This is a genomic window from Streptomyces sp. NPDC002125 (assembly GCF_053593715.1).
The window spans coordinates 225829-240405 of sequence record NZ_JBSFDD010000003.1 but is presented as its reverse complement, the minus strand read 5'-3'; the positions used below and the strand labels follow the sequence as shown (position 1 = coordinate 240405).

The following is a 14577-nucleotide window of genomic DNA, read 5'->3' as shown; positions in this document are numbered from 1 at the left end:
ACCAAGATCATCCCAAGGACCGCCGGGGAGGTGGCTGGCAGGTTTGCCAGGTTCAGAGCCTTCGTGATCATGGTCCGAGGGGTGTCGATCATACTCCGCTGTCACGCAATGTGATGGCGCTTTCGCCGTGCAACGCGGCTCAGTTGGAGTGATCAACATGGCAAAGGGTGGTGCACGCGCACGCTCCGGACCGGCCCCCGACCCCGACGCCCTGCGCCGGGAACGCGACGCCGGCGAATGGTCGATCCTGCCCGCCGAGGGCCGCCAGGGCGCAACGCCCACCTGGCCCCTGACGGATCAGACGGCCCGCGAGGATGCGCTCTGGGAACGCCTGTGGCTGATGCCGCAGGCCCTGATGTGGGAACGGTACGGGCAGGACATCGAGGTGGCCCTGTACGTCCGGCGCCTGGCTGAGGCCGAGTCTCCGGACGCCCCGGTCACGGTCGGCACCCTGGTCCGGCAGATGTCCGACAGTCTCGGGCTGACGACGCCGGGGATGCGGGCGAACCGGTGGCGGATCGACCGGGCCGAGGAGATCGAGGAGCGGCCGGCCGGGCCGGTACAGCCTGCCCCGAACTCGGCGCGGGCCAGGCTGAGGGCGGTGCCTGGTGGTAGCGGCTGACGACGGGACGTGGCCGCTGGACTTCCCCACCCTGTTCGTCGTCCCGGACTGGATCGCTGCGCACTGCCAACTCCAGTCGGTGGGCGGACTGGTCACCGAGCCGCAGCCGTTCGAGATGTACGACTGGCAACTCCGGGCCACGGCGAGCTTCTACCGGGTCCGACCGACTGCCACGGTGGGCCAGCTGTCCACCGCGTTCCACTACCGGCGCGCGCAGGTCGTCGCCCCGCAGAAGTCCGGCAAGGGCCCGTGGACGGCTGGGATCGTGGCGGCCGAAGCTGTCGGCCCGGTCCTCTTCGGGGGCTGGGCAGAGGGTGGCGAGCGGTACGACTGCCGCAAGCACGGCTGCGGCTGCGGCTGGGTGTACGAGTACGAGCCCGGCGAACCTCTGGGGCGCCCGTGGACGACTCCGCTGCTCCAGATCACGGCGACGTCCGAGGACCAGACGGACAACGTGTACCGGCCGCTGCAGGCGATGATCCGCAACGGTCCGCTGTCCGAGCTGATGAAGGTCGGCGAGCAGTTCATCCGGCTGCCGAACGACGGGCGGATCGACGTCGTCACCAGCAGCGCGCAGAGCCGCCTGGGCAACCCGGTCACCTTCGTCGTGCAGGACGAGACCGGGATCTGGACCGAGACGAACAAGATGACGAAGGTCGCGACCACCCAGCGCCGCGGCCTGGCCGGCATGTCCGGCCGTTCGATGGAAACGACGAACGGGTGGGACCCCAGCGAGAACAGCGTGGCGCAGAAGACCGCGGAGTCCAGCTCGGTGGACATCTACCGCTACCACCGGTTGCCGCCGAAGGGCCTCTCGTACACGAACAAGGCTGAGCGGCGCCGTATCCACGCACACGTCTACGAGGGCAGCCACCACATCGACCTCGACGCTATCGAGGGCGAGGCGGCCGAGCTGCTGGAGAAGGAGCCGGCCGAGGCCGAGCGCTTCTACGGCAACCGGATCGTCGCCGGTATGGGTGCCTGGATCCAGCAGGACCGCTGGGACGCCCGCAAGGACATCCAGACCATCCCGGACGGTACCCGGGTCGTCCTCGGGTTCGACGGGTCCGACGTGGACGACTGGACCGGTATCCGGGCGGAGACGCTGGAGGGCTACCAGTTCACCCCGGTGTACGGGCCTGACCGGCTGCCGACAGTGTGGAATCCGGCGGACTGGGAGGGCCAGGTCCCCCGGCTGGAGGTCGATGTGGCCTTCCGGGAGATGTTTGCCCGGTTCGACGTGGTGCGCGCGTACTGCGACCCGCCGTACTGGACGTCGGAGGTAGCCGCCTGGCAGGCCGATTTCGGAGAGAAGCGGGTGACGGAGTGGCACACGACGCGGGTGGTGCAGATGCACGCGGCGTGCGAGTCGCTCCTCACAGACGTACTGAAAGCCGAGACCACCTTCCGGCACGACGGGTGCGAGACAACGTCCACGCACATCCGGAACGCCCGCAAAGCCGCGCGGCCGTCGAACCGGTACGTGCTCCGCAAGGCGTCCGTGCTGCAGAAGATCGACCTGACCGTGTGCTCGGTGCTCGCCCACGAGGCGGCGTCGGACGCCATCGCGGCAGGACAGGCCAAGCCCAAGAAGTCCGGGCGAATGATCGTGATGGGGCGGAGGTGACGAGGTGAAGGCATCGGACCGCACCCCCGATGAGTGGGTGGCCCACCTGGCCCGGGTCCACGAGGCACAGAAGCCCGGCCTGGAGGAACTGAACCGCTACTACGAGGGCCAGCAGCCTCTCGCGTACCTGCACCCGGAGCTTCTGGAGGAGCTCGGCGAGCAGCTGCGCCAGGTCGTCATCAACTGGCCGCGGCTGGTCGTCGACGCGCTGGAGGAACGCCTGGACGTCGAAGGGTTCCGGTACGCCGACGACGAGAGCGCGGCGGAGGACCTGTGGCAAATCTGGCAGGCCAACGGGATGGACGAGGCCAGCCAGCAGGCGCACGTCGATTCGCTGGTGATGCGCCGCTCGTTCCTGGTGGTCGGCACGAACGAGAAGGACCCATCCACGCCGCTGGTGACAGTGGAGTCGCCGTTGCAGATGCAGGTCGACTGGGACCCGCAGACCCGTGCGGTCCGGGCCGCGCTGAAACGCTGGCACGAGCAGGACCCGATCACCGACGCGATCACCGACCGGTACGCGGCCCTGTACGTCCCCGGGGTGACCCACTGGTACGAGCAGACCACCGCGAACGGGTGGCGCGAGGTCGACCGCGACGAGCACGGCCTGGAGGTACCGCCCGTTGTCGCGCTGGTGAACCGGCCGCGGCTGATGCGTCCCGGCGGCATCAGCGAACTGACCGACGTGATCCCGCTGTCCGACGCGGCGTGCAAGGAAGCCACGGACATGATGGTCAGCTCGGAGTACCACGCCATGCCCCGCCGGGTGGCGTTTGGGTTCGACGAGGACGACTTCCGGGACGCGGACGGCAACCCCGTCTCCGCCTGGTCGCGTCTGGCCGGCCGCATCTGGGCCACGGTGAAGAACCGCAAGACCGGTGAGGGCGGCGACGGCGCCGACGTCATCCAGTTCCCCGAAGCCCAGCTGTCGAACTTCCACCAGACGATCGAGCTCCTGGCCCGCCTGGTGGCGTCTCTGGCCGGTCTGCCGCCGAACTACATGGGCCTGGACACGAACAACCCGCCGTCGGCGGACGCGATCCGGTCGGCTGAGACGCGGCTCATCAAGCGTGCCGAGCGGCGGCACCGGCCGCTCGGTGGCTCCTACGAGCAGATGAACCGGCTGGTCCTGCGTATCCGGGACGGGCGCTGGGACCCGCGCGCACGGTCGCTGGAGACCTTGTGGCGGGACCCGGCGACGCCGACCTACGCGCAGAAGGCTGACGCGGTCACGAAGCTGGTGGCGTCGGGCATTCTGCCGGTTGAGCAGGCCCGTGAGGACCTCGGGTACACCGCGGTGCAGCGGCAGCGGATGCGGCAGATGGACCAGGCTGCCCTCGACCGGGCCATGGGTGACGACCTGGCGGCCGGCTTCGGCCCCAAGCCGGAGCCCGAGCCCGCCGAGATCCCGGCTCTGGAGTAGGCGATGGTCTCCCAGGACGTGCGGGCCGTCGCCACCGCCCAGTACCGGGCGCAGCAGCGGATCGTGCGGCGTGCCACAAACCAGGTGCAGGCCCTGTGGCGGCAGCTCGACCGGGGTGACCTGACCGGCTCCTGGGCGGCCCTGGCCCCCGCGCTGGAGCAGGCCCTGACGGCGCAGCAGGTCGCGGCGGCGGCGCTGGCCGATGCCTACCTCGACGCCGTGCAGGCCGCCGAGGGCGCCGAAGCCGCGGCGGCCGGTGCGGTGCGGGCGTCGGCGTTCGGCGGGATCGCGTCGGACGGGCGACCGCTGCTGTCTCTGCTGTACCAGCCGATCATCGACTGGAAAGTGCGGTTGCTGGCTGGGCAGTCAATGCAGGATGCGGCCCGCGGGTCGCTGGCGTCAGCGTTGCGGATCACGAGCACGCAGGTCGCGGATGCCGGCCGTGGCGCGGTTGCCTCCGGTATGGCCGGGCGGCGCACGATCCAGGGCTACGTCCGGGTGGTCCAGCCTCCGGCCTGCTCCCGGTGCGTGATTCTGGCCGGTAAAGAGTTCGGGTGGAACACCGGTTTCCAGCGGCACCCGAAGTGCGACTGCATTCACCTGCCGACCACCCTGATCGCCCGGAACCAGCACCGTGGCCGTGCGGGCGCGGACCAGGGCTCAGGCTTCCTCGACCCGCGGGCGTACTTCAACAGCCTTTCGGCTGCCGAGCAGCGCCGCATCTTCGGTGACGCCGGGGCCCGTGCCATTCGCGAGGGCGCGGACATGGGCCAGGTCGTCAACGCGAGGCGTGGCATGAATGCCGCGGGCACCGCGACGCGCATGGGCACCCGGCGCGGCAGCCGGTACTGGCATGTGGAGCGGCGCCGCGCGCTGGACGCCGGGGAAATCACGGCGGACGTCGACCGGGCCTTCCGGCTCCGGTCCGCACGGCTGATGCCCGAAGAGATCTTCCGTATCGCCACGAGCCGTGAGGACGCGGTGCGCATGCTGCGGCGCTACGGCTACCTGACCTGACCCCGGCGCAATGCCGACGGTCGCAACCTCCTGCAACGGGAGCACTGATGAGCACACCCACACCGACCGAACCGATCACGGACCCGGGCGCGGGCAACCCGCCGCCGGCCGAACCGAACCCGGCTCCCCCCGCCAACCCTCCGGCCTCGGCCGGGGAACCGCCCGCGGACGTCCCCCTGGGCCCCGCCGGTGAGAAGGCGCTGGCCGAGTGGAAGGCCCGCGCGAAGACGGCGGAGAAAGAGCGCGCCGAGCAGGCCACCCGGCTGCGGGAGTACGAGGACCGGGACAAGACCGAGGCCGAGCGGCAGGCGGACGCGCTGAAGGCGGCGGAGACGCGTGCTGAGCAGGCCACGAGGCTGGCCGTGTCCGCGTCGGTTCAGGCACTCGCGGCCGGCCGGTTCCAGGACCCGCAGGACGCCGTGGACGCTCTCGCCAGCGGCTCGTTCCTCACTGAGGGCGGGGCTGTTGACAGCGACGCGATCACAGCGGCTCTGGACGGGCTGCTGGAGCGCAAGCCGCACTGGGCGGCCGGGCCCGCAGCTCCGCGCGTTCCCGCCCCGGACCCGGCCCAGGGCGCCCGCCCCGGCGGGACTCCGACCCTCGACGGACAGATCGCCGAGGCGGAGAAGGCCGGGAACACAAAGCTCGTGATGGCGCTCAAGACGCAGCAGCTGCGCGAGATCACGAAGACCAAGTAGGGCAGGCCACCAGGCCGGGCCCTCACCCTTTTGAGAGGACAACCCCATGGGTGCAGTTTCCGGGCAGGGCACGACCTTCAACCTGCCGAACTACCACGGTCAGCTCTACACGGTCACGCCGACCGAGACGCCGTTCCTGGCCGCGATCGGCGGCCTGTCCGGCGGGAAGCGGACCAAGTCGGTCGAGTTCGAGTGGCAGACCGTGGACCGCCGCACGTCGACCGCCGGTAACGCGGTCGTCGAAGGGGCCAACGCCCCGACGGCGGTCGCCCGGTCCCGGTCGAACGTCTCCAACGTGGTGGAGATCCACCACTCCGCGATCGAGGTGTCCTACACCCGGCAGGCCGCCACCGGCATGTACTCCGGGGTCAACATCGGGGCGGACGACAACCCGGTCAACGACGAGCTGACCATGCAGATCACCACCGAGCTGGAGTCGATGGCGGTCGACGTGGAGATGTCGTTCCTGACCGGCACCTACGCGAAGCCCGCGAACAACGCGACCGCCCGCAAGACCCGTGGCCTGCTGACCGCGATCACGACGAACGTCAACGCGAACGGCGGCACCCCGCGCGCCATCTCGAAGGCGATCGTTGACGCGCAGCTGGCCGCGATGTTCGCCGCCGGCGCGAAGCTGCCGCAGGAGTCGACCGTGTTCATGGTCGGGCCGGCGCAGAAGGTTGCCCTGTCCAACCTCTACGGCACCGGTTCGCTCAACCAGCCGACCATGACCCGCAACATCGGTGGCGTCGCCGTCGACACGCTCGTCACGGACTTCGGGACGTTCGGCGTAATGCTCGACCGGTGGATGCCGACCGGGCAGGTCGCTGTCGTCGACCTCTCCGTCTGCGCCCCGGTGTGGCTGGAGATCCCCGGCAAGGGCCTGCTGTTCGCCGAGCAGCTCGCCAAGACCGGTGCGGCCGAGAAGTGGCAGCTGTACGGCGAGGTCGGCCTGGAGTACGGCCCCGAGACCTACCACGGCGTCATCAAGGACCTCAGCTAAGGAGACCGCCACCATGGCGACATTCACCAGCAGCACCTATCCGGCACTCACCCTCCAGGACGACGACGGGGTGTGGGCACGCTTCGAGGACGGACGGTTCGAGACGTCGGATGCGGCCGTGGCCAAGCGGCTGCGGTCCCTGCCCGAATCCGAGGGCATCACCGAGACCGGGGGCGGCGAGCCTGCCGGCGACAGGGCCCCGTCGAAGCGGGCATCGAAGGACGACTGGGTGGCCTGGGCGGTCAAGGTCGGGGCCACCGAGGAAGAGGCGTCCGCACTGACCCGCGACCAGCTGGCGGAGCAGTACGCGGACGCCGACCCGAAGGAGTGACCGATGGCGGCCCTGGCCACCTTGGAGGACCTGGCGGACCGGCTCGGCCGTGACCTGACGGCCGTCGAGGAGCGCCAGGCCCCCGTCTTCCTCGACGACGCCACCGCCGTCATCCTCGACCGGTTCCCGCGGTACGCCACCACGCCGACAGCGATCTCCAAGAAGGTCTGCTGCGCCATGGTGCTGCGCAAGCTCGACAACCCGTCTGGCAAGCGGCAGGAGTCGATCGACGACTACTCGTACACGATCGACTCCTCCCGCTCGACAGGGGAGATCTACCTCACCCAGGCCGAGGTAGAGGAGCTCCGGCCCGCGCCCGGGGGCGGCGCCGCGTTCTCCATCGTCCCCGGGGCGCCGGCGGTGACGCCGTGAGCATCGCGGAAGCCCTCGCCCGGGGTCGGGCCGCGTCGGAGGCCCGCATGCTCGACACGGTGCGGCTTTACACCCAGGGCGAGGACGTCTTCGACCGGGAGTCGGGCACCACCGTGCCGGGCCCGGTGACGGTTCTCTACGAGGGGCGGGCCCGGGTGAAACCGGTGTCCCAGTCCACCGGCGAGGACACGCAGGCCGGTGAGCGGGAGGTCGTCCTCCGGGAGTTCGAGGTCATCCTGCCGTGGGCGACTGGGCTGCCCTCGGGTACCCGCCTGCTGGCCGGCGCGCGGGTGGAAGTCCTGGCCTCCGAGGACCAGCGGATGACGGGCCTGGTCCTGTGGGTGGCGTCGTCGCAGTTCTCCGGGCAGGCCACCGGGTGGCGGATCAGCACCGAGGACCGCTCGTGACCAGCGGGCGGAACCCGTTCGACATGCGCGATGTCCAGCGGCTGCGCACCCATCTGGCTCGGGTAGTGCCGGAGGCGCGCCGCGACACCCGGGCCGTCATGATGCGCGGCGCGCTGAACATCAAGAACGAGTGGCGGGCGAATGCTCGCGCGTCCGCCCCGAAGCATGCTCCGTACTACCCGCGGACCATCGGGTTCGACCTGCTCGCCTTCGGCCCTGACCAGCTGCTGGCCATCATCGGCCCGGACAAGGGCGGCCCCCAGGGCGCCCTTGGCAACATCCTGGAGTACGGGTCGGTGAAGAACCCGCCGCACAACGACGGCGGCCGGGCCCTGATCAACGAACTGCTGGCGTTCGAGGCTCAGATGGCGCTGATCCAGCAGAGGGGGCTGACCTGGTGGTGACACCGACCGTCCTTCCCCACGTCGATGCTGTGAAGCAGGCCCTCGAGGACCGAGGGCTGACCGTCTACATCGGCGGCACACCCGGCGGCATCTGGACCCCGCCGGACAAGTTCGCAGTCCTCTACCCCGACCCCGGGGTGGCCGGCCGCGCGTCCCTCGGCGGGGAGCGCACGGATTTCCGCCACCTGTGCCAGATCACGTGCGTGGGCGGGGACCCTGAGCGCGCCATGTGGGTCGCGGACCAGACCCGCAAGGCCCTGGACCGCCCGCTGACCGTGGCGGGCCGCCTGGCATGGCAGCCGGAGGACCAGGGCGGCCCCCCGCTGCAGCGCGACGACGACATGGCCCCGCCCCTGTGGTACGTGCCGGTGCTCTACCTCATCCAGTCCATCCCCTCCTGATCGGAGACCCTCATGGCGACCCTCGCCACCCAGACCGTGGCCCTCGGCGGCCTCGCCCCTACCTACACCGCGGCGGCCGGCGGCGGAGACAAAGTCGAGTGCGGTGACCGCAACTTCATTCACGTGAAGAACGGCGCGGCCAGCCCCATCACGGTGACCTTGACGTCCACCGCCACCGTGCGTGGCCAGGCCGCCGCGAACGTCACCGTCAGTGTCCCGGCGTCCGGTGAGCGCATGGTCGGCCCGCTCCCCGCCGATCTGCTCCAGAACGCGAGTGATGGCCTGTGCGCCGTCGGGTACTCCTCGGCGACCACGGTGACGGTCGCCTCGCTGCGCATCTGACCCCCACCCGCCCCGTACGCCCCGCGCCGCCGGCCGGGGCTTCTCTTATGCCCTGGAGGGCCCAATGGCTGACCTGATCTCTGACGGAAAGACCCGCGTGGTGTGGATGGCCACCTGCGCGAACATCAACGCCCCGACCGTGGCCGAGCTGAACGCGGGCGCGGACTACACGAAGCGGATCACCCCGGACGGGCTCAAGCTGGACCCGACCACGGCCGACGTCGACACGTCCTCGCTGGCCAGCAAGTTCGACACCAAGACCGTCGGCAGGGTCGGCTTCGACGTGGAGCTCACGTTCAAGCGGGGCGACAACCCTACGGACGACGCGCCCTACACCACCCTGAAGTACGGCGTCGGCGGGTTCCTCGCGGTGCGCCGTGGCGTCGACTTCGCCACGGCGTGGGCGGTCGGCCAGAAGGCCGAGGTGTACCCGATCACCTGCGGGGAGCCCGCGAACAACTCCCCGGCCGCCAACGAGGTCATGAAGTTCACCAGCCCGATGCGGGTGACGGACGTTCCGGCGACCGCCGCGACGGTGGCCTGATGCCCGACATCAAGGCCCTGCTCGCCAAGGCCAAGCCGCGCGAGGGCAGCACGACGGTCCTCCTCGACGGTCAGACCGCCGGGGAGATCGAGCGCCTGGAGGCCGAGCTGCTCCAGGTGTCGGAGGACTGGCAGCCGACCGACCTGACCGAGCAGCACCCGGGTCGGAAGATCAGCGAGCAGATCGCGAAGCTCCGGCAGAAGGCGAAGACCTCCGAGGCGGTGTTCCGCTTTCGATACATCGGCGACGAGGCGTACTCCAGCCTGCTGGCCGCCCACCCGTCGAAGGATCCCAACGAGGGCTTCGACTCGGTGACGTTCCCACGGGCCCTGATCGCCGCCTCGGCGATCGACCCGGAGATGGCTGAGGACGACGTGAAGGCGCTGTTCGAGGTCATCAGCCAGGGCGACATCAAGCGGCTGTTCGACACCGCGTGGGACGTCCACAACAGCTCGGGTCTCGCCCCTTTCTCGTTGGCCGCCTCCGCTCTCCTGGCGGCGGCCGTTGGCGGCGAGAAGTAGAAACCGCGCGCGACTGGGGCGTGCCGCGCTCGGTGTTCCTCGGGCGGGTGGTGGCTCCTGGAGAGCCGCTGTTCACCGAGGAGGACCGGGCGTGGGCCCTGGCCCTGAAGGAGATCGAGGCGGACACGTGTCCGGACTGCGGACAGGCATGGTCAGAGGCCACCGACCCGGCGAACGAATTCGAGTACACGGCCGAGTTGATCATGTGCCACTCCTGTGCGACCTCGGCGAAGACCGTCCGCGCTCACCAGGATCAGAAGGGCTCGGCTGACGGGCTCCACGTCCATCTGGAGCACCGCAAGAACAAGAAGGGGAGGTGAACCGTGGCCGTCCGTACTGTCACCGTCCGGCTCCGCGCCGACATCAGCAACTACACCCGCGGCATGCGGCAGGCCTCTGACACCACCTCTCGACTGGCCAACGCGGGCGCTGCGGCCGGCGCCACGATGCTCGCCGGTTTCGCGGTGGCCGCAGCGGCTGCAGCCCGATTCGACAAGGCACTGTCCAACGTTCGGGCGGTCACCGGGGCCAACGCGACCGAGATGGGCAAGCTCCGCGCGGCGGCGCTCGAGGCCGGCAAGACCACCAGCTTCACGGCCACCGAGGCGGCGAACGCCGAGGCCGAGCTGGCGCGCGCGGGCATCTCCACCGCCAACATCATCGGCGGCGCGCTCAAGGGCGCGCTGGCCCTCGCCGCGTCCGGCCAGGTCGACCTCACCGAGGCCGCAGTCGTCAGCGCCCAGGCGATGAACACCTTCGGGTTGGCGGGCCGGGACGTCAGCCACATCGCGGACCTCCTCGCCGCAGGCGCGAACAAGAGCGCAGCCGACGTCCACGGGCTCGGCATGTCCCTGCGCATGGGCGGGCTCCTCGCCCACCAGACGGGCCTGTCCATCGAGGACACCGTCGGAACTCTGGCGGCTTTCGCCGACCACGCCCTCATCGGCTCGGACGCCGGTACGTCCCTCAAGGTGATGTTGCAGCGCCTGGTGCCGCAGTCCAAAGAGGCCGAGCTCGCCATGGAGGCGATCGGTTTCACGGCCTACGACTCCCGCGGGAAATTTGTCGGCCTGTCCGAGATGGCCGGCCGCATGAAGACCAGCTTCAGCAAGCTCACCCCCGAGGCCCGGAACTCGGCGATGGCCACCATTTTCGGTGCGGACGCTGTCCGGTCGGCGACGATCCTGTACGAGCTCGGGTCCGAGGGCATCAACCGGTACGTCACCAGCGTGGACGACGCTGGCGCCGCCCAGCGCATGGCCGCTGTCCAGACGGACAACCTGATTGGTGACCTGGAGCGCCTCAAGGGCGCCCTGGAGGTCGCGCTCATCGAGGGCGGATCCGCAGCGAACGGGACCCTGCGCGAGATGACGCAGTGGATCACCGCGCTGGTCAACGCCTACAACAGCCTCCCACCGGGCCTGCAGCACACGGTGACCGGGTTCATGGGAGTCGGCGGCGCCGTGGCGCTCGTGGGCGGCGCCTTCCTGCTGCTCCTGCCGAGGATCGCCGCGACCCGGGCGGCCCTGACCGCGATGGGTGTCACGGCAACCACCGTGCGGTCCGCCATGATGATGCTCGGCCGCATGACGCTCGTCGTGGCCGGGCTCGCGGCGGTCAGCTACGGCGTCGAGACGATGATGAAGCAGTTCGACGAGGCGCCGCCGAACGTCACCAAGCTCACCAACTCGCTGGTCGACCTGGCGCTCAAGGGCAAGGCGGGCGGCGAGCTCACCAAGGCGTTCGGCGAGGACCTCGACAAATTCGGGATCTCCGTGTCCCGCATCGCGCATGCCGGGACCCTGGACCGCATCGGCGACTCGCTGTACAACATCACCCATCTCGGCTCTGACAGCTACGAGCTGACCAAGGCGCGGGAGAACGTCAAGAGTCTGGATGAGGCTCTGGCTGGTCTCGTCAGCGCCGGAAGTGCGGATGTCGCCGCAAAGGCATTCGGGCAGATGGCCGCCGAGGCCGAGGCGCAGGGCACCAGCACGGAGAAGCTGCGCACGCTGCTGCCGCAGTACGCCGAGGCGCTGTCCGGGGCGGACACCCAGCAGAAGCTCGCGGCGCAGAGTCAGGCCGGCCTGGGCGACGCGGCCGAGATGACCGCGGACCAGATGAAGGACCAGCGCACCGAGGCGGAGAAGCTCGCCGACGCGCTGAAGACCCTGAACGGCGTTGCCATCTCGACCGCTGAGCAGGAGATCGGATTCCGGAAGTCGCTGGCTGACCTCAGCGAGGCCGTGAAGGAAAACGGCACCAGCCTTGACGTGACCACGGAGAAGGGGCGCGCGGTCAAGGGCGCGTTCCTGGACGCGGCCAAGGGCGCCATGGAGTACGCCCAGTCGGTGGCCGAGCAGACCGGGAGCCAGGAGCAGGGGCAGGCGGTCCTGGAGAAGAACGTGGGCCTCCTGCGCAAGCAGATGGACGCCGCGGGCTTCTCGAAGGACGCCATCGACAAGCTCACGTCGGCGTACCTGCAGCTGCCGGACGCGGCCACAACGAAGGTGTCCGCCGACACCGCGGCGGCCGTGAAGGACCTGCAGGCGGTGCAGGCGAAGATCCGGGGCACCAAGGGCAAGTCCTTCACGATGAAGGCGCTGACTAGCGGCGCCGAGAAGCAGCTCAAGACGCTCGGGTTCAAGGTCACGCACATGAAGGACGGCTCGGTGTCGGTGACCGTGCCGACGGGGACGCCGATCTCTCAGGTCGGTGCGATTCAGCGGGCCATCAACGGGATCCAGGGCAAGCCCGTGGGTATCGGGGTGTACCTCAAGGCCACCGCCTCCGACTCGGACGCCAACGGCGTGCCGGACATGATCCAGTCGCACGCCCGGGGCGCCGTCGTCGACTACTACGCGAACGGGGGTGTTCGGGAGAACCACGTCGCCCAGATCGCCCCTGCCGGCGCGATGCGTGTATGGGCGGAGCGTGAGACCGGCGGCGAGGCATACATCCCGCTCGCCCAGTCGAAGCGTCCCCGCTCGCGCGCGATCGCTGCGGAGACTGTCAGCCGCCTCGGGGGCCGGGTCGAGTGGTACGCCTCCGGCGGCCTGAACGGGTTCACCTACTCGCCCACCAGCACCCCGGCGCTCGGCGGCCAGGGTGACGGCATGGAGCGGTACACCGACCTGGTCGGCAAGCTCAAGGACGCGTGGGCGGAGTACAAGGACGCGGTCAAGGAGCTCACCAAGGTCCTGAAGGACAAGAAGTCGACGAAGAAGGAGCGCGACGCGGCGCGCCGCAAGGTCGCCGAGGAGTACGCCGACGTGAAGGTGTACGACAAGGCGCTCGGCCTGAAGGCCGGCGCACAGGCCCCGAAGACGTTCAACCTGTCCGCGTACCAGCTGCAGCTCACCAAGTCCCTGGCTGCGACCACGAAGTGGCGCAACAACCTGGCCCAGATCGCCCGGCGGGGTGGGCAGGACGTTGCGGACATGCTTGCGGGCATGGGCGAGGAGGGCTACGCGCTGGTCAACTCCCTGGCTGGGGCGAACACCAAGCAGTTCAACGACATCATCAAGAAGCTTCAGGCCACCGGGGAGATCGCGAAGGCGACCCTGGCCGATTTCACGAAGCAGCTCGGGGCGTCCACCAAGGAGTCCAATCAGTTCGCGAAGGACCTGCAGAGCCTCGCGGCGCGCGGGTTCGGGGACCTGGCGCAGGCCCTGGCCGCACAGGGCGACTCCTCGGCCATGGCTCTGGCCCGGCAAGCCGCCTCCGGCTCGGCCAAGGACGTGTCCGCAGCCTCCGCCGCAGTCAAGGCGCAGCAGGCGGCCCTGACAGGGGACGACCTGGTGAACTCCCTCGTCCTGCTGTCCACCCTGCGGGGGAAGTCGGGCGCCGGGTACGCCGAGCTGATCGCGGCCGGGCTGGACACGGCCACGGTCAAGGCGCTGGTGCCCCGGATGATGGCGCAGATCAACAGCCTGCCCGGCCCGTACAAGGACGAATTTCTACGGCAGTGGGCGGGGCAGGGCGGGACTGTGGCCATGGCGGCCGGCGGGATTCTCCGCTCGCCAACGGTCATCGCTGGTGAGGCGAAGATCCCCGAGGCGTACATCCCGATCAACGGATCCGCGCGGTCGCGGGCGCTGCTCGCGACGACGGCCCGAATGCTCGGGTACGACGCACGCCCCGCCGGTCGGTGGGGCGGCCCGGCACGGTCGGTGCCGGGCACGCAGCAGATCACCACCCACAACGAGGTCCACCTGTACGGCGCGAAGCAGTCCAGCGCCGAGCAGGCCATGGACGTGGCCCGTCACATGCAGCTGATCGGCTGAGAAGGGGGCGGGACGGATGTACACACCGGGCCAGGACCTGGGCGGCCTGCGGGCAGACCTTGGCGAGCTCCCACTGGGCGGGGTCGACGGCAAGGGAGTGGCCTGGCGCCTCCAGAAGTTGGAGGGCTGGGATTCCTCCGACGCCCGGTCGGAGGTGCAGCGCAGGGAGGGGGACCACGGGGCGTGGTTCACCCCGGTGTACCTGGCCGAGCGGCCGATGACGCTGGAGGGGCTGATCATCGCACCGGACCGCACCGCGCTGGAGGAGGCGATGGAGCGGGCCCGGGCGGCGGCCGCACTCACCGACACCGTGCTGGTCGTCCAGGAAGCGGTGTGGAAAAGGGCGGTAGTACGCCGGTCGGGGCGGCCGATCATCCAGTACGTGACCGACACAATCGCGTCGTACAGCCTGCTGGTGACGGCCGCGGACCCGCGCCGCTACGGAGTCGACGAGCACGCGGAGACAGCCGGGCTGCCGATGTCCACCGGGGGCATCACTCCGCCGGTCACCCTGCCGGTGACGCTGGATGCCACCACCGCGTCCGGGCAGATCACCGCGGTCAACGCCGGGACGGCCGC

16 protein-coding genes and 1 pseudogene are annotated in these 14577 nt (G+C 70.0%); all 17 read left to right on the top strand.

Translation table 11 applies throughout. The features are described 5' to 3' along the window. Window positions 1-157: 157 nt before the first annotated feature. Window positions 158-622, top strand: coding sequence for a hypothetical protein (locus ACWCQM_RS06935; RefSeq protein ID WP_450914262.1), 465 nt, complete (start codon window positions 158-160; stop codon window positions 620-622). Beyond that, entirely contained in the window at window positions 609-2249 is a 1641-nt protein-coding gene (locus ACWCQM_RS06930; protein WP_450914261.1) for a hypothetical protein, read from the top strand. The genes ACWCQM_RS06935 and ACWCQM_RS06930 overlap by 14 nt, the downstream gene beginning before the upstream one ends. A 4-nt stretch (window positions 2250-2253) precedes the next feature. After that, window positions 2254-3672, top strand: coding sequence for a phage portal protein (locus tag ACWCQM_RS06925; RefSeq protein WP_450914260.1), 1419 nt, complete (start codon window positions 2254-2256; stop codon window positions 3670-3672). A gap of 18 nt (window positions 3673-3690) precedes the next feature. After that, a complete protein-coding gene (locus tag ACWCQM_RS06920; RefSeq protein WP_450914259.1) occupies window positions 3691-4689 on the top strand; it encodes a VG15 protein in 999 nt (332 codons plus the stop codon). 47 nt (window positions 4690-4736) lie between these two features. Continuing rightward, on the top strand, window positions 4737-5387 hold the full coding sequence (locus ACWCQM_RS06915) for a hypothetical protein (protein ID WP_450914258.1): 651 nt from the start codon (window positions 4737-4739) through the stop codon (window positions 5385-5387). Window positions 5388-5433: 46 nt separating this feature from the next. Further along, window positions 5434-6390 (top strand): SU10 major capsid protein, encoded by a 957-nt coding sequence (locus tag ACWCQM_RS06910; RefSeq protein ID WP_450914257.1) that lies wholly within the window; start codon window positions 5434-5436, stop codon window positions 6388-6390. Between the two features lie 13 nt (window positions 6391-6403). Continuing rightward, on the top strand, window positions 6404-6721 hold the full coding sequence (locus ACWCQM_RS06905) for a hypothetical protein (RefSeq protein WP_450914256.1): 318 nt from the start codon (window positions 6404-6406) through the stop codon (window positions 6719-6721). A 3-nt stretch (window positions 6722-6724) separates the two neighbouring features. Further along, a complete protein-coding gene (locus ACWCQM_RS06900; protein ID WP_450914255.1) occupies window positions 6725-7093 on the top strand; it encodes a hypothetical protein in 369 nt (122 codons plus the stop codon). Further along, on the top strand, window positions 7090-7500 hold the full coding sequence (locus tag ACWCQM_RS06895) for a DUF6093 family protein (protein WP_450914254.1): 411 nt from the start codon (window positions 7090-7092) through the stop codon (window positions 7498-7500). Before ACWCQM_RS06900 ends, ACWCQM_RS06895 begins: the two co-directional genes overlap by 4 nt. Continuing rightward, window positions 7497-7904 (top strand): hypothetical protein, encoded by a 408-nt coding sequence (locus ACWCQM_RS06890; protein ID WP_450914253.1) that lies wholly within the window; start codon window positions 7497-7499, stop codon window positions 7902-7904. The genes ACWCQM_RS06895 and ACWCQM_RS06890 overlap by 4 nt, the downstream gene beginning before the upstream one ends. A gap of 29 nt (window positions 7905-7933) precedes the next feature. Beyond that, window positions 7934-8305: a hypothetical protein gene (locus tag ACWCQM_RS06885; protein ID WP_450914252.1), complete on the top strand. Its 372-nt coding sequence runs from the start codon at window positions 7934-7936 to the stop codon at window positions 8303-8305. A gap of 12 nt (window positions 8306-8317) precedes the next feature. Further along, on the top strand, window positions 8318-8647 hold the full coding sequence (locus ACWCQM_RS06880) for a hypothetical protein (protein WP_450914251.1): 330 nt from the start codon (window positions 8318-8320) through the stop codon (window positions 8645-8647). Between the two features lie 64 nt (window positions 8648-8711). Continuing rightward, the gene (locus ACWCQM_RS06875) at window positions 8712-9191 is read left to right on the top strand and encodes a phage tail tube protein (RefSeq protein ID WP_450914250.1); all 480 of its coding nucleotides are present in this window, start codon (window positions 8712-8714) and stop codon (window positions 9189-9191) included. Continuing rightward, on the top strand, window positions 9191-9712 hold the full coding sequence (locus ACWCQM_RS06870; RefSeq protein ID WP_450914249.1) for a hypothetical protein: 522 nt from the start codon (window positions 9191-9193) through the stop codon (window positions 9710-9712). Before ACWCQM_RS06875 ends, ACWCQM_RS06870 begins: the two co-directional genes overlap by 1 nt. A gap of 47 nt (window positions 9713-9759) precedes the next feature. Then, window positions 9760-10032 (top strand): hypothetical protein, encoded by a 273-nt coding sequence (locus ACWCQM_RS06865; RefSeq protein ID WP_450914248.1) that lies wholly within the window; start codon window positions 9760-9762, stop codon window positions 10030-10032. Window positions 10033-10035: 3 nt separating this feature from the next. Next, window positions 10036-13998, top strand: a complete 3963-nt coding sequence (locus tag ACWCQM_RS06860) for a phage tail tape measure protein (protein WP_450914247.1) — start codon at window positions 10036-10038, stop codon at window positions 13996-13998. Window positions 13999-14014: 16 nt separating this feature from the next. Continuing rightward, window positions 14015-14577: pseudogene (locus ACWCQM_RS06855) on the top strand (phage distal tail protein); the annotation flags it as partial.